Source organism: Streptomyces sp. NBC_00464, assembly GCF_036013915.1.
In the GTDB taxonomy this organism is placed as follows: Bacteria; Actinomycetota; Actinomycetes; order Streptomycetales; family Streptomycetaceae; genus Streptomyces.
This window is the reverse complement of the sequence record NZ_CP107899.1, coordinates 2,971,086-2,993,801: the sequence shown is the minus strand read 5'-3', so window position 1 is coordinate 2,993,801 and position 22,716 is coordinate 2,971,086. Positions and strand designations below refer to the sequence as shown.

Sequence of the window (22,716 nt, the reverse complement as noted above, 5' to 3'; positions counted from 1 at the left end):
TCACCGCTCCAGCAGCCAGCGGACCATGGTGACGTCGGGGGAGGCGGGGCAGAAGACCGCCTTGACCGCCGCCCCGATCCGCAGCCGTGCCGGATCGACGGAGTTCAGCGGGGCGTCGGGGCCGCTGACCACGTTCCCGACCAGCCGGATCTCCGGGGCGTCGGCCAGTTCGACGATCACGGCGTTGTACGGGGCCTGGTCGGCGTACGCGGGCAGCAGCGGCGGATGCGGCAGCACGTACGACCAGATGCGGCCGCGTCCGCTCATCACCCGCCACTCGCTCTCGAACGACTGGCAGTGCGGGCAGCACGGCCGGGGCGGGAAGCGGAGCTTTCCGCAGTCCGGGGCGGCGCACGCCTGGACGCGCAGTTCTCCGCGCGCCGTGTACTCCCAGAAGGGGGCGCCGTCCTCGTCCACGACGGGCAGCAGCAGTCCATCCATCTCGGTCAGCTCCTCAGTTCCTCAGCAGTACGGCGGACGTGGGGACGCCCTCCCCGGCGGTGACCAGGCAGGTCGACGCATCCGGGACCTGGGCGGTGGAGATGCCGCGCAGCTGCTTCACGCCCTCGTTGATGAGGTTGAAGCCGTGCACGTATCCCTCGCTGAGCCCGCCGCCGCCGGTGTTGATCGGCAGCCGCCCGCCGCTCTCCAGCGCCCCGCCCTCGGTGAACGCGGCGCCCTCGCCGCGACCGCAGAATCCGTACCCCTCGAGGGAGAGCGGGATGAGCGGGGTGAACGCGTCGTAGATCTGCGCCACATCGACGTCCTGTGGCCCGAAGTCGGCCTGTTTCCACAGCTGTCGGGCCGCCGTCCAGGCGGGGCCGGTGAGCGGGTCGTCGTTCCAGTAGTTGACCATCCCGTGGTGCTGGGCGGGCAGTCCCTGGGCGACGGAGTGGAGATAGACGGGCTTCTGCCGGCAGTCGCGGGCCCGTTCGGCGGAGACGATGACGCAGGCCAGCGCCCCGTCCGTCTCCAGGCAGTTGTCGAAGAGGCAGAGCGGCTCGCTGATCCAGCGCGAGGTCATATACATGTCGCGGGTCAGCGGGCGTTCGTACATCACCGCGTCGGGGTTCTGGTTGGCGCGGTTGCGGCAGGCGAGCGCGACGTTGAAGAGGTGGTCGCGGGTCGCCCCGTACTCGTGCATGTACCGCCGGGCGAGCATCCCGATCTCGTCGGCGGGCCGCAGCAGCCCGTACGGCCGGGTCCACTGGGCGGGGGTGGGCAGCTGCACAGCGGTGTTCTTCCAGGGCCGCGGCCCCGACCCGCGCTTACGTGACCGCCAGGCGACGCCCACGCTCGCCTGCCCGGTCGCGACGGCGGAGGCGAGATGCGCAAGGGTCGCGCAGGAGCCGCCACCCCCGTACCCCACCTTGCTGAAGAAGGTGACGTCACCGGCCCCGATCGCCTTGGCGATCTCGACCTCGTCGGTCTCCTCCATCGTGTACGAGGCGAACGCGTCCACCTCCGACGCGGCGATTCCCGCGTCGTCGAGCGCCGCGGTGATCGCCCGGCACGCCAGGGTCTTCTCGGACTCGGGCAGATGTTTCGCGAACTCCGTCTGCCCGATACCGGCTATCGCTGCCTTGTCCTTGAGCGTCGCCACCCGCCACCTCCGAGAGCGTCATGACTGCTGACAGCGGAGGAGGCTACAGCTAATCTGACGGATAGTCAGCTACGAGGTGGCTACTGCGGTTTTCCGGTTCGACGGGAGGGCACGAGATGCGCGGCGACGAGGAATGGTCCACCGTCCCGAACCTGGTACGGGCGGCGGCGCAACGGTACGGGGGCCGGGAGGCGGTGGTCGAGGGCCGCACCCGGATCACGTACACGGAACTCGGCGAACGCGTGGAGCGGGCCGCCGCCGCGTGCATGGCATCGGGCGTGGAGGCGGGGGACCGGGTCGCGGTCTGGGCGCCCAACACCCTGGACTGGATCGTCTCCGCGCTGGGAGCGGTGACCGCCGGCGCGGTCCTGGTCCCGCTCAACACCCGCTTCAAGGGCACGGAGGCGGCGTACGTCCTGGAGCGGAGCCGCGCGAAGCTGCTCTTCGTCACGGGCACCTTCCTCGGTACGTCGTACGTGGCGTCCCTGCGCCGGTCCGATGTCGAACTCCCGCACCTGGAGCGGGTGGTGGTCCTCGCCGACACCGCCCCCGAGGCCGACGACTACATGACCTGGAAGGACTTCCTGGCGGCGGGGGAGGGGATATCGGCTGAGCAGGTACGGACACGGGCCGACGTCATTCCCTCATCCGCCCCCTCCGACATCATCTACACCTCGGGCACCACGGGCCGCCCCAAGGGCGCCGTCATCAGCCACGCCCAGACCCTGCGCTGCTACGCGATCTGGAGCGAGCTCGCGGGTCTGCGCGAGGGCGACCGCTATCTGATCGTGAACCCGTTCTTCCACACCTTCGGCTACAAGGCGGGCATCATCGCGTGCCTGATGCGGGGCGCGACGATGGTCCCGCAGCCGGTCTTCAACGTCGACACGGTCCTCGCCAACATCGCCGCCGAACGCATCTCGGTCCTGCCCGGCCCGCCCACACTCCACCAGTCCCTCCTGGACCACCCGGCCCGCGCGTCCCACGACCTCTCGGCGTTGCGGCTGGTGGTGACGGGTGCGGCAGTGGTCCCCCTCCAACTGGTCGAACGCCTGCGCTCGGAGCTGAACATCGCCACGGTCCTGACCGCCTACGGCCTCTCCGAGGCGAGCGGCATCGTCACGATGTGCCGCCGCGGCGACCCGGCGGAGGTGATCGCCTCCACCTCGGGCCGAGCGATCCCCGGCACGGAGCTCCGCGTCCTGGCCGCCGCCGGCACCCCCGGCGAGATCATGGTCCGCGGCTTCCACGTGATGAGCGGCTACTTCGAGGACCCGGAGACCACGGCGGCCACGGTCACCTCGGACGGCTGGCTGCACACGGGCGACGTCGGCTTCCTCGACGAGGAGGGCAACCTCCGGATCACGGACCGGATCAAGGACATGTTCATCGTCGGCGGCTTCAACGCCTACCCCGCGGAGATCGAACAGCTCCTGGGCCTGCACCCGGATGTCGCCGACGTCGCGGTGATCGGCATCCCCGACCCCCGCCTCGGCGAGGTCGGCAAGGCGTACGCGGTGCGCCGGCCGGGCGCGACGGTGACGGCGGACGACCTGATCGCCTGGTCGCGGCGGGAGATGGCGAACTACAAGGTGCCGAGGGCGGTGGAGTTCGTCAGCGAGCTCCCGCGCAATGCGAGCGGCAAGGTGGTGAAGGGGGAGCTGCGAGGGCGCTGACGCGCTCAGCCCGCCCCGGGGCACGCGACGGGCAGGCCCAGTTCCCGTGCGGACTCGACGAGCCGCTTGTCGTACACGACGAACGAGAGGAGCGCCTTGCCCAGCCCCTGCGCGGCGGCCAGGTGCAGGGCGTCCAGGGGGCGGAGCCGGTTGCCGGGTGACAGCTGCCCCGCGCGGTCGAAGAGAAGCGGCGGCATCCGGACGAGGGCGCTCTCGTCGAGCCATTCCTCGGCTTCCGCGGCGACATCGGGCCCGGCACCGGCGGCGTGCAGTGCGCGCCGGACCTCCGTGCGCGTGAGATCGCAGGTCAGGACGGTGGCGGATCCCTGAGTGGAGAGCCATGCCTTGAGGGCGGCGGACTCGGACTCCTCCTTGAACAGCTTGAGCGCTGCGGAGGTGTCCAGATAGATGAATCGCATCAGCGCCCCGCCCCGTCGTCCTGCGCGTCACGCAGTTCTTCCAGTGCTTGAGTGAGCGGCACGTCGGCGGCGGTCGAGGGAGCGGTCCGGATGCGCGCCGTCTGGGCGGCGGTGCGGGCGCGGCTGAGCTCCGTGAGATCGATCAGCCCGTCGGCGACGGCCTGATTGACCGCTTCCTCGGCAGGATCCGGAGGCACTATCCGCGCCACGGTCCGGCCGTGCCGGGTGACGGTGAACGTCTCCCCGTGTTCCAGCCGCACGAGGACGGCCGCGGCGTTCCGCTGGAGATCGCGGACGGTGATCCGGGTGTCGTGGCTGTGCGGCTCGCTGTCCATGTCGTACAGGTTAGGGGGATGTGCGGCAGGGGGCGATGTTGTGCGTCAACGGTGCTGGAGTCTTGTCACCCCACGGGGTGAAGCTGGTGGCAGGCCCTTTTTGGTCTCGGTATGGTGATGTGTATGGCAACGAAGAAGTACACGGTCACCCTGCCGGAGGAGCTGGCGGAGGAGATCCGGAGCGAGGTGGGCCCCGGGGCGTTCAGCGCGTATGTCACCCGCGCCATAGAGCGTCAGCGCGAGCATGATCGGCTGGGGGAGCTGGTGGAGCGGATGCTGAAGGATGGCGGCCCGCTCACCGAGCAGGAGCAGGCTGCGGCGGCCAAAGAGCTGCGTGATATCGAGCGGTGGTTCGAGGATCGGGAGCAAGGCGCTCAGGGGCGGGCGGAAGCCGCCTGATGTCAGACATGACATATGTCCTGGACAGTGAGGCACTGTCCAGGACGGCGCTGAGTGACCGGGCGATGACCGTCACGCTCACCAAGGCCCACCAGTCCGGAATCCGTGTGCTGACGAGTTCCATGACGCTCGTCGAGGCCTATCACGGCAGGATCCGGCAGCCCGTATGGGACTGGGCGATGTCCCGGATTGTGGTCGAGTCCGTGACCAAGGAGGTCGCCGACGAGGCGATCCGCCTCCTCAGGTCCACCGGTCTGCACGGCCACAAGTACGCCATCGACGCGGCGCTCGCGGTGATCGCGGGGCGGCAGCGGGGGCGGGTGGTGGTGTTCACCTCGGACGAGGACGACATGGGGAAGCTGTGTGGGGCGGGGGTTCAGGTCCGAGGGCTGTAGGGGACGGCAGAGGGGCCCGAGCCGGGTGGCTCGGGCCCCTCTGCTCGGGCCTTGTCTGGCTCAGCCGACGTGGTTCTCCTGCGGGGTCACCACGGTGGCGTGGGTGTCCTGCGTGGTGACGGGGGTGTCGCCGGTGGCGTGGGTGTCAGCCAGTGCGGGTGACGCGCCGCCGATGCCGAGGGCCACGGCGAACGCGGCGGCGACGAGCGTCTTCTTCGTGCGGGTCATTCCGACTCCTGTGATGGGAGCGAGCTTCCGGACGTGAAGTGACGCTAGTGACAGGGGGGGGGCGATGGCGGTAGCCCTCTGGCGGGAAGTGATCGAACGTTGACGCGATCGCGTCGGCCGTTCGGGCGCGGACATGCAGCGGCCGCGACGGCTCCCCCTCCGCGCCGCCGCGGCCACTCCCCCCGTACCCCGCCGAATTGCAGCTCTAGTTGGCCGGCTCGCTCGTGGCGTGGGTGTTGTCGGTCTTGTCTTCCGCCTCACCCTCCGGCGCCGTGGTGGCGTGGGTGTTGAGCGGCTTCAGCGCACCATCCGTGCCCAGGATGTTCGCAGGCTCGCTCGTGGCGTGGGTGTTGAGCGGCTTGATGATCGGCTCGTTGCTCTGTGCGTCGGCCATGATCGTCTACTCCCGTTAGTGATTCGGCGTGCTGGGTCGGCAAGACCCGTCCGGCTGTTCCCCCGTGGACTGCCGGACGGGCCTGTCGGGGCCGCTCACATTAGTGGTACGGCCGTCTGTCGCCCCGCCTGCCCCCCGACGCGACGGATCGACTAGACAGAGAGTGCCGTGTGGCGATAAACGAACGATGAACGTCCCGACCGGAAGCGGTCAGGCGACTTCTGCTGGATTGAGCAGGCTTCGTACATCTGCGGCCTCCGGGGAGTCGAGCGTCTCGAAGATGCCCAGGGCCTCGCGCCAGCAGACCTTCGCACGGTCGGTCTGCCCGATCCCGGACAGTGACCTCCCCAGGACCGTGAGCACGTTGCCGCGCCGCCATTCCCCGCCTATGCCCCGGAGGACGGTGAGCGCGATCTCGGAGTTGGCGGCGGCCTGCGCCGGGCGCCGGGCCGCGATGTCGACCTCGGCGAGACGGAACAGAGCCATGCCTTCGTAAAGGCGCTGCCGGCTCTCCTTGAAGACCTCGTACGCCTCCCGCAGGCTGTTCGCCGCAGCCTCCAGCTGGCCGCTCTGGGTAAGGGCGAGCCCCAGCGCATAGCGGCCGTTGGCACCCTTGAGCGCGTGATTCATCTCGTCGTACATCGCCGTGCCCTGCTCGGCGAGCGATACGGCAGTGTCCGTTCGCCCCATGGCCAGGTGAACGCGCGACAGATTGCACAGAGCAGCGGCTTGCCCCGGGCGGTCCTCTATATCCCGGAAGTGAGCTATGGCGCGGGTCAGGTGCTCTTCGCCCTCCAGATGCCGGTTCTCGTAGAGCGCGATGATGCCCAGCAGGTTCGATGCCCAGCAGGCAGGGAGGGGATCGTGAGCCACGGCCGACAGGTGCAGGGCCCGTCGGCACTCGCGGTCAACCAGGTCGAAGCGGCCGGAGACGTGATGCACATTGGCCAGAGTGATGAGGGCCCTGCCCTCGGATTTGGCGTCACCGGCCAGTTCCGCAGCCTTGCAGGCTGTGGTGACGGTTGCCTCGTACTCCTTGGAGTTCGCCCCGGACTCCGCGAGCTCGATCGCCACCCAGAGCAGGTCGACGGCGTGGGCCAGCGTCGGCCCGGATGCGGACTGGCGGGCGCAGGCCAACAGCGTTCCGGCCTCGGCGTAGAGCCAGTCCTGGGCTTCACGCCGGCTGGAGAAGGTCAGGCCGTCGTAGGAGGTGGGTGCGAGGTGATCGACGAGAGTGTCGCCCGGCTTCTCCATGGCGCTGACGCACGCGACCGTGGCCAGATAGAAGTCCAGCAGCCGCGACAGCGCCCGCTCCTTCTCCTCCGGCAACCGCTCGTCCCGCTCCGCGCACGAACGCGCGTACAGGCGCACCAGGTCGTGATATCGGTAGCGCCCCGGGGCCGCCGACTCCACGAGGGACGTGTCGACCAGGGCCTCCAGGAGGTCCTCCGCCGCGTGCGCCTCCAGGTTCAGCAGGGCCGCCGCTGCCGCCAGGGAGATGTCCGGGCCGTCCGCGAGGCCCAGGAGGCGGAAGGCGCGGGCCTGGGCCGGTTCCAGCTGGCCGTAGCCGAGTTCGAAGGTGGCCTTCACCGCCAGGTCGCCCGCCTGGAGCTCGTCCAGCCGGCGGCGTTCGTCCGCGAGCTTCGCGGCCAGGACCGAGACCGTCCAGGTGCGGCGGGCCGCCAGGCGGGAGGCCGCGATGCGGATGGCGAGGGGGAGGAAGCCGCAGGCGGCCACCACGTCGAGGGCCGCCTCGCGCTCGGAGTTGATGCGCTCGTCGCCCACGATCCGGGTGAAGAGCTGGAGCGCCTCCTCGGGCGACATCACGTCCAGGTCGACCAGGTGCGCGCCCGCCAGGTCGACCATCCGGACCCGGCTGGTGACCAGGGCCGCGCAGCCCGCCGTGCCGGGGAGCAGGGGGCGGATCTGGGCCGCGTCGTGGGCGTTGTCCAGGAGGACCAGGATGCGGCGGCCGTCGAGCGTGGAGCGGTAGAGCGCGGCGCGTTCGTCGAGGGAGTCGGGGATCGCCGAGTCCGCCGTGCCCAGGGCGCGCAGGAACGCGCCGAGGACCGTCTCCGGCTCCGCGGCGCGGGCGCCCGCGCCCTGGAGGTCGACGTACAGTTGGCCGTCCGGGAAGTGCGGGCGGGCCTGGTGCGCGACGTGCACGGCGAGGGTCGTCTTGCCGACGCCGCCGATGCCCGCGAGGGCGGAGACGGCCATGACCGAGCCCTCCGCGGTGGCGAGGCGGTTGCCCAGTTCGCGGACGAAGGAGGTGCGGCCGGTGAAGTCGGAGACCGTGGCCGGAAGTTGCGCCGGGCGGACCGGTGCGGTGGCCGGGGCGGGTTCGTCGGCCGGGCGGGCCAGGTCCTCGTCCGCCTGGAGGATCCGCTGCTGGAGCGCGGCGAGTTCGGGGCGCGGGTCGACGCCCAGTTCCTCGGCGAGCAGTCGGCGGGTGTCGGCGTAGACGGCGAGGGCCTCCGCCTGGCGGCCGCTGCGGTACAGGGCCACCATCAGGAGCTCGCGCAGCCGTTCGCGCAGGGGGTGCGCGGCGGTGAGCGCGGTCAGTTCGGAGACCGCCTCCGCGTGGCAGCCGACCTCCAGGTCAAGATCGAGACGGGTCTCGGTGAGCTGGAGCCGCCACTCCTCCAGCCGGCTGCGCTGGTAATCGGCGTACGGGCCCGGCACGGAGGCCAGGGCCTCGCCGTCCCAGAGGGCCAGCGCCTCGTTCAGCAGGGTCCGGGCCCGGCAGCGGTCGCCGGAGGCCCGCGCCTTCTCCGCATCGGCCGCCCGGTCCTGGGCCACGGACAGGTCCAGCGCCTCGGGCCCGATCCGCATCGCGTACCCGCCCGAATCGCTCGCCAGGGTGAGCGGGCCCAGCGTCTTGCGGAGGCGCGAGGCGTAGGTGCGTACCGCGGCCAGGGCCTGGGAGGGCGGGTCCTCGCCCCAGATGGCGTCGATGAGCTCGGCAGCCGTGGCGGTGCGCCCGCCCCTCAGGAGCAGAGCCGTCAGCAGGGCGCGCTGCTGCGGCGATCCGGACGGCAGCGTCTCGCCGCCCCGCCGGGCCCGTACCGGACCGAGCAGGGAGAAATACAGCCCGGCTTCCTCCGCCGGCCGCTGCTCCGGGGCGCGCTGCTCCGGAACGCGTACCCGTGGCCCGTCGTCACGGCCCATTGCCGCCTCCTGTCCTGCTCTGTGCGCTGCCCGGCACGGTCGCACATGTCCGGATCCCGTCGGGGCTATCCGGATTGCTCCATACCGTTGGTATCGCCGTCAACAGTCTGCCTTGTGAAAGGGGGGCGCGTCAGCAGTGGGTGAGTCTCTGCACAAGCCCTCGACAACGATTATGGAACGAGGTCGCGTCCAGATAGCTGACGGTTCGTCAGATCGACGCTACCGTGGTACGCATGGAGACCTTCCCGAAGATCATCTCGGTGGACGACCACACGGTGGAGCCCGCTCATGTCTGGCGGGACCGGCTCCCGTCCAAGTACGCGGACTCCGGACCGCGCATCGTCCGGGCGCCGCTCAAGGAAATGACGTTCATGGGCGGCAAGTTCGCGCCTGTGATGGGTGCGAAGGGGGACGACGGGCCGATAGGCGACTGGTGGGTGTACGAGGACCTGCACCGCCCGCTCACCCGGCTCGACACCGCCGTCGGCTACGACCGGGACGAGATCAAGCTCGAAGTCATCACATACGAGCAGATGCGTCCCGGTTCGTTCTCGGTGCCCGAGCGGCTCGCCGACATGGACGTCAACCACGTCCAGTCCGCCCTCTGTTTCCCGACCTTCCCCCGCTTCTGCGGTCAGACCTTCACCGAGGCGAAGGACCGCGAACTCGGCCTGCTGGGGGTGCGCGCGTACAACGACTGGATGGTCGAGGAGTGGTGCGGGCCCGACGCGCACGGCCGGCTCATCCCGCTCACCCTCGTCCCGCTCTGGGACGCACAGCTGGCCGCCGACGAGGTCCGGCGCAACGCCGCGCGCGGGGTGCGAGCCGTGGCGTTCTCCGAAATACCTCCCCATCTCGGACTGCCGTCCATTCATACGGACGAGTGGGATCCGTTCCTCCGGGCCTGCGACGAGACGGGGACGGTGATCGCCATGCACATCGGCTCGTCCTCGAAGATGCCGTCCACCTCGGCCGACGCCCCGCCGGCCGTCGGCTCCACCATCACCTTCGCCAACTGCTGCTTCTCGATGGTCGACTGGCTGATGAGCGGCAAGTTCGAACGTTTCCCGAACCTGCGGATCATGTACGCGGAGGGCCAGATCGGCTGGATTCCGTACATCCTGGAACGCGCCGACGTCGTCTGGGAGGAGAACCGCGCCTGGGGCGGGGTGGCCGACAAGGTCCACCGGCCGCCGTCGGAGCTCTTCACCGACCATGTCTACGGCTGCTTCTTCGACGACGCCTTCGGGCTGAAGAACCTGGATTCGATCGGAGTGGGGAACGTCCTGTACGAGACGGACTACCCGCACTCCGACTCGACTTGGCCCAAGTCCCGCGAGGTCGGTGAGGCGCAGATGGGGCACCTGGACGCCGATGTCGTGGACCGGATCGTGCGCCGTAACGCGATCGACCTGCTCGGGCTGACCGACGACGGGCTGTGGGCGGGACCCGGCACGGGGGCGTGAAGAGGGGAGGGGCCGGGGTGGTCCTTGCGTGGACCGCCCCGACCCCTTCCGGTCAGGCCCGGGTCACCGGCTCCTGGAGCTCCGTCACCCACTTGTCCTCGTCCGCGGGGCACTCCAGATTGACCTCGCGCGCGTACCCCGCCGAGCGGTAGCCGCCCGCCTCGATCCCCCGGGCCAGGGCCTGGGCGGTCGGCAGGATGCCGGCCATCGAGCCCCGGTGGACGATGGTCGCCGCCTCGAAGGGCGGCAGCTCGACCACCGTGACCCCGGTGTCACCCAGCGGCCCCACCGGGGCCGAGACCGTCACCCCGGCGTGGACGACGATCGCGCCGCCGCCCTCCGGGGCGTCCTCGTAACGGGCGATCCCGGGGCCGGTCGGGGAGACCTCGGCCTCGCCCAGCAGCGGGAACAGCCGCTCGTACAGCGGGCCGATCACCGGAGTGATGTCCTCCGGCTCGTATCCGGCTGCCACACCGGTCAGCTCCGCGACCCGTACTGCGGGAACGCTCTTGATCACGACATCTTCCACGGACATGTGTCCCTCGCTCTCGATCGACCGGAGCCTCGCCTCGACCTGGACCAGCCGGGCGGCCGCCGCCGCCATCGCCGCCTCCAGCTCCGCCCGCCGCAGCCGCAGCATCCCGCGCAGCTCTTCCGGGCCCACCTCCTCGTCGAGGACGGCCCGCACCTGCTGGAGCGTGAAGCCGAGGTCCTTGAGGGCGATGATCCGGTTGAGGCGGGCGAGCTGGGCGGCACCGTAGTAGCGGTAGCCGGTGGCCGGGTCGGTACGGTCGGGATGCAGCAGCCCGACCGCGTCGTAGTGACGCAGCATCCGGGCCGACACCCGCCCGTACCGGGCGAAGTCTCCGATGGTGAACATGATGTCTCCCAGTGCAAGGCCTCACACGGCGTCAAGGTCAAGCATCGCAGTGGCCGGACGAGGATGTGATCCAGGTCATGGGAACTCCCTGCCCGCTGCGGACAGGACCTGATGTGGAGCATTCCTTGAGAGCCCGGATACGGGCAGGTGACCCGGACGCGTTCGGCGGCCTCTTCGACGACTACGCCCAGACGGTCTTCCGGTACGCGGTCCGCTCGACCGGCGACTGGGCCGGTGCGGAGGACGTCGTGTCGCTGACCTTCCTGGAGGCGTGGCGGCTGCGCGCGACCCTGCGGGAATCGGACGAGGAGTTGAAGCCCTGGCTGCTCGGCATCGCGACCAACGTCCTGCGCAACACCCGCCGCGCCGCCCGCAGGCACGACGCGGCACTGACCCGGATGCCGGTCAGACCCGCCGTGCCGGACTTCGCCGACGAGCTGGTGGGCCGCATCCATGACGCGGAACAACTCGCCGCCGCGCAGGCCGCGCTGGGACGGCTGAGACCGAAGGAGCGGGAGGTGTTCCTGCTCTGCGTCTGGGACGGCCTGGAGTACCGGGACGCCGCACGCGCGCTCGGCGTCCCCGTCGGGACGGTCCGCTCGCGGCTCTCCCGGGCCCGGAAGCGGTTGAGGGACCTCACCGAAGACGAAAGAGAGAAACTCGAAAAAAACACAACAAACAGGGAACTACCCGGATCAGCCGGACAGTACCGAAGTGACCGCGCCACCGCGGTCCGGTCGAACGAAAGGGAGGGGAACCGATGAGTGCCGACGCGAAGAAGGTTGCGGAGGAGCTGCGGGCGCAGCTGCCCGAGCCGCACGGACCGGTCCTGCCGAGCGACCGTCAACGGCTGCTCAGGGAGCACTTGATGAACGAGATCCACCAGGTCCAGGCCGCAAAGGCGCCGAAGTCCGCGCGGCCGCGCCGCCACCGCGGCTGGTACGCCGTGCCCGTCGGCATGGTCGCCGCCGGAGCGCTGGCCTTCACCTTCCTGGCCGGTCCGGGGCAGAGCGGCAGCGGCGACACCGGGTACCACTTCAGCGCGGCCCCCGTCGTCAAGGTCGAGGTCGCCTCGGCGGACGGCGTCGGAGCGCTGATGGAGAACGTCGCCCAGCACGCCGCGGAAGGCCCCGCGACCCGCGTCGGCAAGAACCAGTTCGTCTACGTGCGTTCGCACTACTCCCACATGCAGGCCGACGTCGGCAACCCCCTCAAGCTGAAGACGTACTACCGCGAGACGTGGACGTCCCAGAACCCGGAGAAGGTGCAGAGCCGGCTCAAGCAGCCGGGCGACGACATCATCTGGTCGGCGCCGCGCGCTGGGGAGGAGGGGTACCTGGAGCACCTGCAGAACCAGACCTACGCCGCGCTCCTGGCCCTGCCCACCGACCCCGACGCGCTGCTGACGAAGCTCCGTGCGGACGCCGCGTACTCCGGCTCGTCCGACCAGTGGCTCTTCGAGTACGTGGGCGGCCTGATCCGCGAGAACATCCTGCCGCCCGAGACGGGCGCCGCGATCTACCGTGCCGCCGCGAAGATTCCCGGCGTCGTCATGGTGGAGAAGGCGCAGGACGGCGACGGCCGGCCCGGTGTGGCGCTGGCCCGTACGGACGAGCGGACGCACGAGCGCAAGGAGTTGGTCTTCGACGCCAACAGCTACGACTACCTGGGGCTGCGTTCGTATCTGGTCCAGGACACCGAGCTGGGCAGGAAGGGCACCGTCACCGAGCTCCAGGCCGTGCTCGACCGCGGCGTCGTGGACAGCCGCGACGAGACGCCCGAGAAGTGACGCCCGAGAAGTGACGCCCGAGAAGTGACACCCAAGAAGTGATGCCCGGGAAGTGACTCTCAAGAAGTAGGGGGCGCCTGTCGTATACAGGCAGGAGCCCCGCTCCTCCGCCGAGGCGGAGGAGCGGGGCTCCTTGGGTACTGCGTTACCGGCCGCGATCGGCCGACCCGGGCAACTAGGCCGGGGTGACGTTCTCAGCCTGCGGACCCTTGGGTCCCTGAGTGACGTCGAAGTTCACGACCTGGTTCTCCTCGAGGGAGCGGAACCCGGACGCGTTGATCGCGGAATAGTGGACGAAGACATCCGGGCCGCCGCCGTCCTGGGCGATGAAGCCGAAGCCCTTTTCAGCGTTGAACCACTTGACGGTTCCGGTAGCCATAAGCCCTCCTTGGGCCAAAGGGTTGCCCTGCTCCAGAACCTGCAAAGAAGTCTGAAAACTACAAAAGCCTGCGGGTTACATGCTCCGCAGGCTCTGTACTGCAAGGGAAACCAAACTGCAACTTGGCGTTGAGCCTAGCACGCAGCATGTGCCGAAGGGTAGAGGGAAAGATCACTTCACCCGGATGTTTGATTGTCGTGCGGATGAGCCCGCCGAGAGGCCCTTCCGGGTGGCCTCCAAGCGGCTTCCGGGCGGCTTCGGGGAGCCTTCCCGAGAGGCCTTCCGTATCCATTCCGGTGCCCCCGGAAGAGGGGTCGGCGCGACGCCGCGCGGCCCCGGTGAGGCCGTCGGCCGGGCACGGGTCTAGCCTCGCGATGTGGACAATTCAACCGTCTCAACCGTCGCAGGCGACGACCGTCGCAGCCGGCCGCGCGTCGGCCACATCCAGTTCCTGAACTGCCTTCCCCTCTACTGGGGGCTCGCACGGACCGGAACCCTGCTCGACCTGGAGCTCTCGAAGGACACCCCGGAGAAGCTCAGCGAGCAGCTGATCAGGGGCGATCTGGACATCGGCCCCGTCACCCTCGTGGAGTTCCTGCGCAACGCCGACGACCTGGTTGCCTTCCCCGATATCGCGGTCGGCTGCGACGGGCCCGTCATGTCGTGCGTGATCGTGTCGCAGCGGCCCCTGGAGGACCTCGACCGGGCCCGGGTGGCGCTCGGTTCGACCTCCCGCACCTCCGTACGGCTGGCGCAGCTGCTGCTCGCCGAGCGGTTCGGTGTCACGCCCGACTACTACACCTGCCCGCCCGACCTCGGCCTGATGATGCAGGAGGCGGACGCCGCCGTCCTCATCGGTGACGCCGCGCTGCGCGCCAACCTGCACGACGCTCCCCGGCTCGGGCTCCAGGTCCATGACCTGGGTGCGATGTGGAAGGAGTGGACGGGGCTGCCGTTCGTCTTCGCCGTCTGGGCCGCGCGCAAGGACTACCTGGCTGCCGAGCCCACCGCCGTACAGAAGGTGCACGAGGCGTTCCTGGCCTCGCGGGACGTGTCCCTGGAAGAGGTCACCAAGGTCGCGGAGCAGGCCGCGCGCTGGGAGGCCTTCGACGCGGAGGTCCTGGAGCGCTACTTCACGACGCTCGACTTCCGCTTCGGGCCCGCCCAGCTGGCGGGCGTCAAGGAGTTCGCGCGCCGGACCGGTCCGACGACGGGCTTCCCGGCGGATGTGAACGTCGAGCTTCTCGGCGGCTGAGAGACGGGCCCGGCTCTCCCGCCGCGTGCGACTCGTACCGGCCCGGCGGGAATGCCCGGCCATTCCCGCCGGGGACGTCCCGCAGTTCCCTTGTGCGGGGCCTTGTGCGGAACCTGGCGCGGATGGTAGGCGGATATCGATTCGGGTGAATTCGAGCTGAATTGGCCGATTGACGGAAGGCGTCCGGACCGCACCCGAACCGATCCCCCGGATCCCTTCCGCAATGGACCCGCGGAACGACGCATTCACGCCTTTTGTTGTGGTGAATGGCGCCGTTCGTTCCCTTGGGGGTGAAATCGGCGGATGGTTTCCCCTGTGACCCGATGACCTTCGCCCCTAGGCTTCGGTCGGAGGTCCGGCCGGTCCACAGGGGGAGTCCGTATATGCAGCCGCTCGAAGCCGGCGAACCGCTGAGCATCGGTGCCTACCGGCTGCTCGGCCGGCTCGGTGCCGGAGGCATGGGCCGCGTCTACCTGGGGCGCAGTGCGGGCGGCCGGACCGTCGCGGTCAAGGTCGTCCACCCGCACTTCGCACTCGACGAGCAGTTCCGTGCCCGGTTCCGGCTGGAGGTGGACGCGGCGCGGCGGATCGGTGGGCAGTGGACCGCACCCGTCCTGGACGCCGACCCGGACGCCCCCGTTCCGTGGGTGGCCCATGGGTACGTGGCCGGGCCGCCGCTCTCGGAGGCCGTCACCGAACACGGGCCGCTGCCCGAGCCTGCGGTACGCACCCTGGGCGCCGGGCTCGCCGAGGCGCTGGCCGCGGTCCACGGGCAGGGCCTGATCCACCGGGACGTGAAGCCGTCCAACGTCCTGCTCGCCCTCGACGGCCCCCGGCTGATCGACTTCGGCATCGCGCGGGCCATCGACGCCACCGCCTCCCTCACCTCCACCGGTGTCTCGGTCGGCTCGCCCGGCTACATGGCGCCGGAGCAGATCCGCGGCCTGGACATCTCGGGCGCGGCCGACATCTTCTCGCTGGGCGCGGTGCTGGCGTACGCGGCGACCGGGGCCGCCCCCTTCCTCGGCGACTCCTCCGCCGTACTCCTCTACAAGGTGGTGCACGAGGAACCCGAGCTGGGCGACCTGGAGGGCGGGCTGCGCGACGCCATCGCCTCCTGCCTCGCGAAGGACCCGGCCCGCCGGCCCACCCCGGCAGAACTCGCCCGGCAGTTGGTGCCCGGCGGTGCGGCGTCATCGGTGGCCGCGGGCTGGCTGCCCGGTGTGCTGGTGCGTGAGGTCAGCCGGTCGGCGGTCGCCCTGCTGGACCTGGAACCGCAGGAGGCGCCGGTGCAGTCGGGGCCGGTGCCGTTCACCAACGCGTCGTTCGGGACGTCCGGGACGAACGCCCCGCTCGGTGTCTTCGGCCCGCCGGTCGAACCGCCCCCGGCGTCCGGACCGGCCCCACTGCCCGGGCAGCGCACGCCCGATCCCCGGTTCGCCGTCACCATGAGCGCGGACTCGCGACCCGGCGAGCACCGGGGACGCAGGCTCAGCTGCACCGTCGCCCTCGCGGTGGCCGGTGCGCTTGCCGCGGTGACGGTGGGCAGCGCGTTCCTCTTCGACCTGATGCCGGGCGGGAGCGGCGCCGACAGCGCCGAGCACGGCAACACCCCGGCGGCCACCTCTCCGAGCGGCACCGCCTCCGCCGATCCGTCCGCGCCCGCGGACTCCGCCACCGGCTCACCGGACCGGGTGGACGCGGTCCCGGACGCCTTCGTCGGTACGTGGCGGGGGCCGCTCACCGAGAAGACGACCGGGGCGCCGCACGGCACACTCACCGCGGTGTTCGAGAAGGGGAAGAAGGGTGCCGAGGTCGTCCACATGACGACGACGATCACCGGACTCGGCGTGGACGTCAGCTGCTACAGCATCGCCACCCTCACCTCCGGGACGGACAAGGAGCTGAAGCTCAGGGAACGCGCCGATCCCGAACGCCCCGGCACGGCCGGGCTGTGCACCACCACGCCCGCCGACCTCCACTTCACCCGTGCGGCCGACGGAACCCTGCGGTTCCGGTCCGACGAGCGGGGTGCCGGACTCCCGTACGGCACGCTGACCCGGTCCGGCCGCTGACCCGTACCGGCGCTGGCGTACGCTGAACCGGTCCGTAGATCCGTTGAAAAACCGCCGAAAGGTGACAGCCCGGTGACCGAGAAGGCCGACCTCCAGCCCATCCTCGACCGAGCCGCCGAAGGCGGCCGGATCACTCCGGCGGAGGCCCTCGACCTCTACCGGTCGGCGCCCCTGCACGCGTTGGGCGCGGCCGCGGACGCCGTGCGCCGGCGCCGCTACGCCGGTACGGAGCACATCGCGACGTACATCATCGAGCGCAACATCAACTACACGAACGTCTGCGTGACGGCGTGCAAGTTCTGCGCCTTCTACGCCGCGCCCAAGGACACCGCCAAGGGCTGGTCCCGCGACCTCGACGACATCCTGCGCCGCTGTGCGGAGACCGTCGAGCTCGGCGGCACGCAGATCATGTTCCAGGGCGGGCACCACCCGGACTACGGCGTGGAGTACTACGAGGAGCACTTCTCCGCGATCAAGAAGGCGTTCCCGCAGCTGGTCATCCACTCGCTGGGCGCCTCCGAGATCGAGCACATGGCCCGGATCTCGAAGGTCTCCGCCGAGGAGGCCATCAGCCGGATCCACGCCGCCGGTCTCGACTCCTTCGCCGGCGCCGGCGCCGAGCTGCTGCCGGCCCGGCCGCGCACCGCCATCGCCCCGCTCAAGGAGTCCGGCGAGCGCTGGCTGGAGATCATGGAGATCGCCCACGGCCTCGGTGTCGAGTCGACCTCCACCATGCTGATGGGCACCGGCGAGACGAACGCCGAGCGCATCGAGCACCTGAGCATGATCCGCGACGTGCAGGACCGGACCGGGGGCTTCCGCGCCTTCATCCCGTACACGTACCAGCCGGAGAACAACAAGCTGAAGGGCCAGACGCAGGCCACGCTCTTCGAGTACCTGCGGATGATCGCGATCGCCCGGCTCTTCCTGGACAACGTCGCCCACATCCAGGGCTCCTGGCTCACCACCGGCAAGGAGGTCGGCCAGCTGTCGCTGCACTACGGCGCGGACGACCTCGGCTCGATCATGCTGGAGGAGAACGTCGTCTCCTCCGCCGGTGCCAAGCACCGCTCCAACCGCCTGGAGATCATCGACCTGATCCGCAAGGCGGACCGGGTCCCGGCGCAGCGCGCCACCACGTACGAGCACCTGGTCGTGCACGACGACCCGGCGAACGACCCGGTCGACGAGCGCGTCGTCTCGCACATCTCGTCCACCGCGATCGAGGGCGGCACCGCCCACCCGGAGCTCAAGCTCCTCAGCGCCAACTAGGGTCCGTCGCCTTGCTGACGATCCACGCCGCCGCCCTGCTCCTGCCGGGCGGCGGCCGTGCTCCCGTGCCCGGCGGGGCGGTCGCCGTCAGGGACGGGGTGGTCGCGTCCTTCGGCCCGTACGAGGAGCTGGCCGCCCTCCATCCCGCCGCCCGGGTCCGGCGCTGGCCGGGCGTCCTGACCCCGGGACTCGTGCAACGGGGCGCCGTCCGGCTGCTGGAGGAGTCGTACTTCCCCGATCCGCGTGAGGCGGACACCCTGGGCACGGCGCCGCTGACCGGCGAGGCGCTCGACGCGCTCGGGCCGGACGACACCTGGCGTGCCGGCAGCGTACGCCGCGGGCTGCACCGGATGCTGCGTCACGGGACGACCGCGGCGACGGCCGCCCCCACCGCACCGCCCGCCCTGATCACGGCCATGCGCCGGTCCGGGCTGCTGGTCATCGGCGCTCCGGCGCACTCCGGTGGCACGCCGGGGCTCGATCCGCTGGCCGGGGCCGGGGCGGTGGCCGACGCCATGGCGTCGCCGCTCACGGTCGGGGGGCGGGCCGATCTCGCCGCCTTCGACGCGCCGGACGAGGACGCGCTCCTCGCGGCGGGCGGGGCGAGCTGCGTGGCGACGGTGGCGGCGGGGCGACTGGTGTACCGGGGCCGGTAGGGCCCACTGTCACGGCACCGAAGGGCCGCCGAGGTACTTCCCGTCGGTGTCGTAGGGCCAGGCGTTGGAGACGCATCCCTTGAGGCCGTCGATCTGCTGCATCATCGCGGGGGCGGGGCGGCCCTTGCCGGGGCAGGTCTCGTGGCCGTGGCCGAGCCAGTGCCCGACCTCGTGGTTGATGATCAGGGCACGGTAATCGGCCAGCGGACCGTCGAACTCGGGCGAACCCGTCTCCCAGCGCTTGAGGTTCACCATGACGTCGGTCCCCACCCGGCAGTTGACCTCGCCGTGGGTGTCGAGGCCGCCCTTCCCGCAGATGCGGTCGGTGGTCGCGGGGGTGGCGATCCGGATGACCAGCCCCGCCGGCCCCCCGGCGACCTGGCGGAAGGAATGCTCCCCGTGGTGCGCCCAGCCCCGCGGCGCCGCCAGGATGCGGGCGACCTCGGCGGCGGCCTCGTCCGCGTCCAGGCCGGAGCCCTTCTCCACCTCGACCCGGTAGGCGTCGCCCTTGCCGGTCTCCGAGACGCCCGCACGGGCGACCGTGAAGGTGGCGGAGGCGGCGGACGTACTCGGACCGTGCGCGTTGTTCCACCGGATGCCCACGACGGCCGCCGCGACCAGGACAACCGGCACCACGGCCTTGGCCAACAGCCGGTCCCGGCCGCGTTCCCGCTGCCCCCTGCGGCGCACATCCCCTGCGGACATCCGTGCCCCTCCCCAGTGCTCGGTGGTTTCCACTCCCCCCTGTAAGGACCGGCGCCGGGGCCGATTGGTTCAGTCCACACACATATCGATTGCCGGGCACGGGTCCGGCGGAACGTCACCTCACGGAAGGGCCGCCGAGGTACTGCCCCTGTGCGTCGTAGGGCCAGGCGTTGGAGACGCATCCCTTGAGGCCGTAGATCTGCTGCATCATCGCGGGGGCGGGGCGGCCCTTGCCGGGGCAGGTCTCGTGGCCGTGGCCGAGCCAGTGCCCGACCTCGTGGTTGATGATCAGCGCGCGGTAGTCGGCGAGCGGCCCGTGGAACTCGGGCGAACCGGTCTGCCAGCGCTTGAGGTTCACCATCACCACCTCGTCCAGCCGGCAGTTGACCTCCCCGTGGGTGTTCATGTGGCCCGTCGCGCAGATGCGGTCGGTGGTCGCCGCGGTGGCGATACGGATCACCATCCCGGCGGGACCCGCGGCCACCTGGTGGAACGAGCGCGCCCCGGCGTGTGCCCAGCCGCGCGGTGCGGCCAGGACGTCGGCGATCAGGGCCGCCGCCGTGTCCGGGTCGACGCCCGAACCGTCCTCGACCTCGACCCGGTAGGCGTTCCCGCCACCGGAGGAGGCGCCGGCGCGGGCCACCGTGAACGTGCCCGGGCCGGATGCCGGGACACGGGGAGGCGCGGTGGCGGACGGGGAGGGGGAAGGGGACGCGGTGGCCGGCTTCGCCCTCGGCTTCGGCTTCGCGGCGGGGGAGGGCGACGTGCTGTCGGGCACCGGGTCCCGGGGGGTGTCCGAGGGCTCCGGCGCAGCCGCCGCGGCCGGCCGGCCGTCCCCGACGGCCCATCGGGGCGCGGCGGTCACGGCGCCGCCGATCACCGCCGCCATGACGAGTACCGCGGCCGGCACCCGTATCCGGCTGTGCCGCCGGCGGCGCCGGTTTCCCCGTCCTGGCCGCTGTGCCCGGCGCCGCCCCGGTTCAGCCGCCATCTACGAAATGCTCCTTGTCCTCCATCGGATGCCCGTCCGCGTACTTCACGAGTTCCAGGAACCTGGAGTCGCTTGCGACGGCGACCAGTTGGTCCGCGGTGACCGGTGACGACACCATCGCGGCATCGTCACCGCTGACCGACAATCTGACGCTGCTGTTGCCGTAGGTGAAGGCGAGTTCGACGTTGGTGAGGGTCTGTGCGCCGTTCCCGTTTCCCTCCCAGGTGAGGGCGCGGGCCTTGATGCCGCCCGGCAGCGTCACCGTCTTGCACCGTATGCCCTTCGTGGTGATGTCGCGGCACGGCGGGTTCGCGCTGCCGAGGGCTTCCGCATCGGCCCGGGGACGTACCGAGACGATGACCGGGAAGGCGTGCCCACCCGATCCACCCTGATACCGGCGCACCTCCAGGTCGACCGGACGAACGGCGCCGAGCTGCTCGTGAAGCAGTTCGTCGAGCAGCACCGCCACCTTCAGCTGGAATTTCTTCTGCCGGTCCCGTTCGGCCACAGGCAGGTCGGCCATGGGCGTCTCGCCGTCGCTCGGCTCAAGGTGCACGGGCTTGGGGACGGGCCGGTCGGCGGAGGCCGGAGAGGGGGCGGAGGTCGTGGCCGGCGTGGTGACGGACCCGGTCTGCGCCGGTTGCGTACCCCCTCCCGCCCCCCACATCGGCAGCGCCACGCCGAACACTCCCAGGGCCACCACGCCCGTCACTCCCGCCCCGAGGGCCGCACGGGCACGGGTGCGGCGCCGACGGCCCTGGACCAGGGCGACGGACACCAGATCGGGCGGCGGTGGCGCACCTTCGGCCGTTTGCTTCATGGCCGTCCTGATCAGCCGGTCCTCGGTCTCCGGGCCCGGGAGGGGTCCGGAGGAGCGGTCGGTAAACATGTCCACGACGGTCTCCTCAGCTTCGGGTGGTGTAGAGATGCGCGTCGCCCAGGCGGGTACGCAGCGTGGCGAGCGAGCGTGAACACTGGCTCTTCACAGTGGACGCGCTGCAGCGCAGCAGCTCGGCGACCGTCTCCACGCTCAGGTCCTCCCAGTACCGCAGGACGACCATCGCCCGTGCACGGGGCGGCAGTTCGGCGAGCGCGGCCAGCAACGTGACGGTCAGCTCGGGGCCGACCGCGGGCGGGTGCGCGGCGATCGGCGTATGGGCACGGAAATCGCGCAGCCGGCGTCGGCGTTCGGCGATGTAGGTGCGGGTCAGTACCGTGCGGGCGTAGGCGTCCGGGTAGTCGGCCGCGCTCGCCCGGCCCCAGTGCTGGAACAGCTTCGCCAGCGTCGTCTGGGTCAGGTCACGGGCGGCGTCGGCGTCCCCGCACAGCAGATACGCGGTGCGGAACAGCCGGCGCTGACTCGCGCGGGCGAACTCCTCGAAGGCGGCGGTGTTCGCGCTGCGTCCGGCGGTCATCCGGCCTCCTCTCTGCGTCTGTCGGTGGTCTGTCGGTGGTCACTACGCCCGGTACTGAGCACCGCCGGGCCGGAAAGGTTGAAGGGGGGGCCGGAACTCGTGCGAGGGGGAACCGCAGGGGCAGGCGCATCCCCCTGCGGTTCCTTGCCGGGGAGCCACCGCACCGCCGACAGCGGGCCCGCCCCGGCGCGGCCCGGCCGGGCTGCTTGAATGGGTGGGTGACCCGAGCCTCCCTGGACAAGCAGCCGCACGAAGTCGCCTCGATGTTCGACGGCGTGGCGGCGAACTACGACCTCACCAACGATGTGCTCTCGCTCGGCCAGGCGCGGCTGTGGCGCAAGGAGGTCGCGAAGGCGGTGCACGCCCGGCCCGCGGAGAAGGTACTCGACCTGGCCGCCGGGACCGCGACGTCCTCCCTGCCGTTCGCCGCGACGGGTGCGTACGTCGTGCCGTGCGACTTCTCCATCGGCATGCTGCGCGAGGGCAAGAAGCGCAATTCCTGGCTGCCCTTCACCGCGGGCGACGCCACGAAGCTGCCGTTCCGCGACGAGACCTTCGACGCGGTGACCATCTCCTTCGGTCTGCGCAACGTCCAGGACACGGACGCGGCGCTGCGCGAGCTGTACCGGGTGACGAAGCCGGGCGGCCGGGTGGTCATCTGCGAGTTCTCCCAGCCGGTCTGGGCGCCGTTCCGGACCGTCTACACCGAGTACCTGATGCGGGCGCTGCCGCCGGTCGCGCGCGCGGTGTCGTCCAACCCCGACGCGTACGTCTATCTCGCCGAGTCCATCCGCGCCTGGCCCGACCAGGCCGGTCTCGCGGCCAAGCTCCAGCGGGCCGGCTGGTCGAAGGTCGCCTGGCGCAACCTCACGGGCGGTGTGGTCGCGCTGCACCGGGGCGTGCGCGCCTGACACTCCGGCGCACGCGCCCCGACGGGATCGCCCGCACGGTGAAGTCCGGTGTCGGCAATCGGAGTTGACGGGAACCGGGTAACGGGGAAGATGTGTCCGTTGATACGGCACGCGTCTTTCCCGTTTCCGTGTGTCACCGTTCCGGCCGTCCCCGTCTCCTCCTTGCGGAGTCCTCATGCCGTCGTACTGCCCCTTCTGCGGAACCCAGGCGCCGGACGAGGCGCGTTTCTGCATGAAGTGCGGGCGCGAACGCCCGCAGACACCCGCGGCACCGCCGCAGGCGCCCGCGCCACCTCCTCAGG

General features: G+C 70.8%; 24 protein-coding genes and 1 pseudogene. 12 read left to right on the top strand and 13 right to left on the bottom strand.

The genetic code is table 11. The annotated features are described in order from the left end of the window. Together OG912_RS13165 and OG912_RS13160 are read right to left on the bottom strand one after the other, a co-directional pair. Window positions 1-441, bottom strand: a complete 441-nt coding sequence (locus OG912_RS13165) for a Zn-ribbon domain-containing OB-fold protein (RefSeq protein ID WP_326738001.1) — start codon at window positions 439-441, stop codon at window positions 1-3. Window positions 442-454: 13 nt separating this feature from the next. After that, window positions 455-1,603 (bottom strand): lipid-transfer protein, encoded by a 1,149-nt coding sequence (locus OG912_RS13160; RefSeq protein ID WP_327709486.1) that lies wholly within the window; start codon window positions 1,601-1,603, stop codon window positions 455-457. A gap of 116 nt (window positions 1,604-1,719) precedes the next feature. On the opposite strand from OG912_RS13160, the gene OG912_RS13155 reads away from it, so the two are divergent. Then, window positions 1,720-3,279, top strand: a complete 1,560-nt coding sequence (locus OG912_RS13155) for a FadD3 family acyl-CoA ligase (protein ID WP_327709485.1) — start codon at window positions 1,720-1,722, stop codon at window positions 3,277-3,279. A 5-nt stretch (window positions 3,280-3,284) separates the two neighbouring features. Here OG912_RS13155 and OG912_RS13150 read toward each other — a convergent pair whose 3' ends face one another. Then, window positions 3,285-3,698 carry a type II toxin-antitoxin system VapC family toxin gene (locus OG912_RS13150; protein ID WP_327709484.1) on the bottom strand — a complete coding sequence of 138 codons (414 nt, stop codon included), beginning with the start codon at window positions 3,696-3,698 and terminating at the stop codon, window positions 3,285-3,287. Further along, window positions 3,698-4,033: a type II toxin-antitoxin system Phd/YefM family antitoxin gene (locus OG912_RS13145; protein ID WP_327709483.1), complete on the bottom strand. Its 336-nt coding sequence runs from the start codon at window positions 4,031-4,033 to the stop codon at window positions 3,698-3,700. The genes OG912_RS13150 and OG912_RS13145 overlap by 1 nt, the downstream gene beginning before the upstream one ends. Before the next feature lie 123 nt (window positions 4,034-4,156). Here OG912_RS13145 and OG912_RS13140 point away from each other — a divergent pair, with 123 nt between their 5' ends. Beyond that, complete coding sequence (locus OG912_RS13140) at window positions 4,157-4,432, top strand: hypothetical protein (protein WP_327709482.1); 276 nt, start codon at window positions 4,157-4,159, stop codon at window positions 4,430-4,432. After that, window positions 4,432-4,827, top strand: a complete 396-nt coding sequence (locus OG912_RS13135; protein ID WP_326738007.1) for a PIN domain-containing protein — start codon at window positions 4,432-4,434, stop codon at window positions 4,825-4,827. Before OG912_RS13140 ends, OG912_RS13135 begins: the two co-directional genes overlap by 1 nt. Before the next feature lie 60 nt (window positions 4,828-4,887). On the opposite strand, the gene OG912_RS13130 is transcribed toward OG912_RS13135, so the two are convergent. The 3 genes from OG912_RS13130 to OG912_RS13120 form a co-directional block, all read right to left on the bottom strand. Further along, window positions 4,888-5,055 carry a hypothetical protein gene (locus tag OG912_RS13130; RefSeq protein ID WP_327709481.1) on the bottom strand — a complete coding sequence of 56 codons (168 nt, stop codon included), beginning with the start codon at window positions 5,053-5,055 and terminating at the stop codon, window positions 4,888-4,890. 205 nt (window positions 5,056-5,260) lie between these two features. Continuing rightward, entirely contained in the window at window positions 5,261-5,449 is a 189-nt protein-coding gene (locus OG912_RS13125) for a hypothetical protein (RefSeq protein WP_327709480.1), read from the bottom strand. Window positions 5,450-5,659: 210 nt separating this feature from the next. Continuing rightward, a complete protein-coding gene (locus OG912_RS13120) occupies window positions 5,660-8,620 on the bottom strand; it encodes an AfsR/SARP family transcriptional regulator (RefSeq protein ID WP_327709479.1) in 2,961 nt (986 codons plus the stop codon). A gap of 233 nt (window positions 8,621-8,853) precedes the next feature. Between OG912_RS13120 and OG912_RS13115 the strand changes: the two genes are divergently transcribed. Further along, the gene (locus tag OG912_RS13115; protein ID WP_326738011.1) at window positions 8,854-10,086 is read left to right on the top strand and encodes an amidohydrolase family protein; all 1,233 of its coding nucleotides are present in this window, start codon (window positions 8,854-8,856) and stop codon (window positions 10,084-10,086) included. Window positions 10,087-10,138: 52 nt separating this feature from the next. On the opposite strand, the gene OG912_RS13110 is transcribed toward OG912_RS13115, so the two are convergent. Next, window positions 10,139-10,966, bottom strand: coding sequence for a MerR family transcriptional regulator (locus OG912_RS13110; protein ID WP_327709478.1), 828 nt, complete (start codon window positions 10,964-10,966; stop codon window positions 10,139-10,141). Window positions 10,967-11,091: 125 nt separating this feature from the next. On the opposite strand from OG912_RS13110, the gene OG912_RS13105 reads away from it, so the two are divergent. Both OG912_RS13105 and OG912_RS13100 read left to right on the top strand, forming a co-directional pair. Continuing rightward, a complete protein-coding gene (locus tag OG912_RS13105; protein WP_327709477.1) occupies window positions 11,092-11,730 on the top strand; it encodes an RNA polymerase sigma factor in 639 nt (212 codons plus the stop codon). After that, window positions 11,727-12,755: a CU044_5270 family protein gene (locus tag OG912_RS13100; RefSeq protein WP_327709476.1), complete on the top strand. Its 1,029-nt coding sequence runs from the start codon at window positions 11,727-11,729 to the stop codon at window positions 12,753-12,755. Before OG912_RS13105 ends, OG912_RS13100 begins: the two co-directional genes overlap by 4 nt. 175 nt (window positions 12,756-12,930) lie before the next feature. On the opposite strand, the gene OG912_RS13095 is transcribed toward OG912_RS13100, so the two are convergent. Beyond that, complete coding sequence (locus OG912_RS13095; RefSeq protein ID WP_003967102.1) at window positions 12,931-13,134, bottom strand: cold-shock protein; 204 nt, start codon at window positions 13,132-13,134, stop codon at window positions 12,931-12,933. A 376-nt stretch (window positions 13,135-13,510) separates the two neighbouring features. Here OG912_RS13095 and OG912_RS13090 point away from each other — a divergent pair, with 376 nt between their 5' ends. The 4 genes from OG912_RS13090 to OG912_RS13075 all read left to right on the top strand — a co-directional run bounded on the left by OG912_RS13090 (window position 13,511) and on the right by OG912_RS13075 (window position 18,392). Beyond that, on the top strand, window positions 13,511-14,389 hold the full coding sequence (locus OG912_RS13090) for a menaquinone biosynthetic enzyme MqnA/MqnD family protein (RefSeq protein ID WP_327709475.1): 879 nt from the start codon (window positions 13,511-13,513) through the stop codon (window positions 14,387-14,389). 383 nt (window positions 14,390-14,772) lie between these two features. Further along, the gene (locus OG912_RS13085) at window positions 14,773-16,464 is read left to right on the top strand and encodes a serine/threonine-protein kinase (RefSeq protein ID WP_327709474.1); all 1,692 of its coding nucleotides are present in this window, start codon (window positions 14,773-14,775) and stop codon (window positions 16,462-16,464) included. Window positions 16,465-16,536: 72 nt separating this feature from the next. Continuing rightward, on the top strand, window positions 16,537-17,736 hold the full coding sequence (gene mqnC, locus OG912_RS13080) for a cyclic dehypoxanthinyl futalosine synthase (RefSeq protein ID WP_326738017.1): 1,200 nt from the start codon (window positions 16,537-16,539) through the stop codon (window positions 17,734-17,736). Between the two features lie 11 nt (window positions 17,737-17,747). Beyond that, window positions 17,748-18,392 carry an imidazolonepropionase-like domain-containing protein gene (locus tag OG912_RS13075; RefSeq protein ID WP_327709473.1) on the top strand — a complete coding sequence of 215 codons (645 nt, stop codon included), beginning with the start codon at window positions 17,748-17,750 and terminating at the stop codon, window positions 18,390-18,392. A 9-nt stretch (window positions 18,393-18,401) separates the two neighbouring features. On the opposite strand, the gene OG912_RS13070 is transcribed toward OG912_RS13075, so the two are convergent. The 4 genes from OG912_RS13070 to OG912_RS13055 all read right to left on the bottom strand — a co-directional run bounded on the left by OG912_RS13070 (window position 18,402) and on the right by OG912_RS13055 (window position 21,503). Further along, entirely contained in the window at window positions 18,402-19,097 is a 696-nt protein-coding gene (locus OG912_RS13070; protein WP_327709472.1) for a DUF3152 domain-containing protein, read from the bottom strand. Window positions 19,098-19,212: 115 nt separating this feature from the next. After that, a complete protein-coding gene (locus OG912_RS13065; protein WP_443061086.1) occupies window positions 19,213-19,986 on the bottom strand; it encodes a DUF3152 domain-containing protein in 774 nt (257 codons plus the stop codon). Window positions 19,987-20,077: 91 nt separating this feature from the next. Further along, entirely contained in the window at window positions 20,078-20,977 is a 900-nt protein-coding gene (locus OG912_RS13060; protein ID WP_327713412.1) for a hypothetical protein, read from the bottom strand. Window positions 20,978-20,993: 16 nt separating this feature from the next. Then, window positions 20,994-21,503: a SigE family RNA polymerase sigma factor gene (locus OG912_RS13055; RefSeq protein ID WP_327709470.1), complete on the bottom strand. Its 510-nt coding sequence runs from the start codon at window positions 21,501-21,503 to the stop codon at window positions 20,994-20,996. Window positions 21,504-21,721: 218 nt separating this feature from the next. On the opposite strand from OG912_RS13055, the gene OG912_RS13050 reads away from it, so the two are divergent. Continuing rightward, the gene (locus OG912_RS13050; protein ID WP_327709469.1) at window positions 21,722-22,414 is read left to right on the top strand and encodes a demethylmenaquinone methyltransferase; all 693 of its coding nucleotides are present in this window, start codon (window positions 21,722-21,724) and stop codon (window positions 22,412-22,414) included. A gap of 175 nt (window positions 22,415-22,589) precedes the next feature. Then, window positions 22,590-22,658 (top strand): annotated as a pseudogene (locus OG912_RS40050) (zinc-ribbon domain-containing protein); the annotation flags it as partial. Between the last annotated feature and the right edge of the window lie 58 nt (window positions 22,659-22,716).

Excerpts from the sequence above, each read along its gene's own strand:
- OG912_RS13120 (WP_327709479.1), bottom strand. The coding sequence starts at position 8,620 with ATGGGCCGTGACGACGGGCCACGGGTACGCGTTCCGGAGCAGCGCGCC.
- OG912_RS13135 (WP_326738007.1), top strand. The coding sequence starts at position 4,432 with ATGTCAGACATGACATATGTCCTGGACAGTGAGGCACTGTCCAGGACG.
- OG912_RS13060 (WP_327713412.1), bottom strand. The coding sequence starts at position 20,977 with ATGTTTACCGACCGCTCCTCCGGACCCCTCCCGGGCCCGGAGACCGAG.
- OG912_RS13125 (WP_327709480.1), bottom strand. The coding sequence starts at position 5,449 with ATGGCCGACGCACAGAGCAACGAGCCGATCATCAAGCCGCTCAACACC.
- OG912_RS13115 (WP_326738011.1), top strand. The coding sequence starts at position 8,854 with ATGGAGACCTTCCCGAAGATCATCTCGGTGGACGACCACACGGTGGAG.
- OG912_RS13100 (WP_327709476.1), top strand. The coding sequence starts at position 11,727 with ATGAGTGCCGACGCGAAGAAGGTTGCGGAGGAGCTGCGGGCGCAGCTG.
- OG912_RS13095 (WP_003967102.1), bottom strand. The coding sequence starts at position 13,134 with ATGGCTACCGGAACCGTCAAGTGGTTCAACGCTGAAAAGGGCTTCGGC.
- OG912_RS13070 (WP_327709472.1), bottom strand. The coding sequence starts at position 19,097 with ATGTCCGCAGGGGATGTGCGCCGCAGGGGGCAGCGGGAACGCGGCCGG.
- OG912_RS13085 (WP_327709474.1), top strand. The coding sequence starts at position 14,773 with ATGCAGCCGCTCGAAGCCGGCGAACCGCTGAGCATCGGTGCCTACCGG.
- OG912_RS13150 (WP_327709484.1), bottom strand. The coding sequence starts at position 3,698 with ATGCGATTCATCTATCTGGACACCTCCGCAGCGCTCAAGCTGTTCAAG.
- OG912_RS13165 (WP_326738001.1), bottom strand. The coding sequence starts at position 441 with ATGGATGGACTGCTGCTGCCCGTCGTGGACGAGGACGGCGCCCCCTTC.
- OG912_RS13140 (WP_327709482.1), top strand. The coding sequence starts at position 4,157 with ATGGCAACGAAGAAGTACACGGTCACCCTGCCGGAGGAGCTGGCGGAG.
- OG912_RS13130 (WP_327709481.1), bottom strand. The coding sequence starts at position 5,055 with ATGACCCGCACGAAGAAGACGCTCGTCGCCGCCGCGTTCGCCGTGGCC.
- OG912_RS13055 (WP_327709470.1), bottom strand. The coding sequence starts at position 21,503 with ATGACCGCCGGACGCAGCGCGAACACCGCCGCCTTCGAGGAGTTCGCC.
- OG912_RS13065 (WP_443061086.1), bottom strand. The coding sequence starts at position 19,986 with ATGGCGGCGGTGATCGGCGGCGCCGTGACCGCCGCGCCCCGATGGGCC.
- OG912_RS13155 (WP_327709485.1), top strand. The coding sequence starts at position 1,720 with ATGCGCGGCGACGAGGAATGGTCCACCGTCCCGAACCTGGTACGGGCG.
- OG912_RS13145 (WP_327709483.1), bottom strand. The coding sequence starts at position 4,033 with ATGGACAGCGAGCCGCACAGCCACGACACCCGGATCACCGTCCGCGAT.
- OG912_RS13110 (WP_327709478.1), bottom strand. The coding sequence starts at position 10,966 with ATGTTCACCATCGGAGACTTCGCCCGGTACGGGCGGGTGTCGGCCCGG.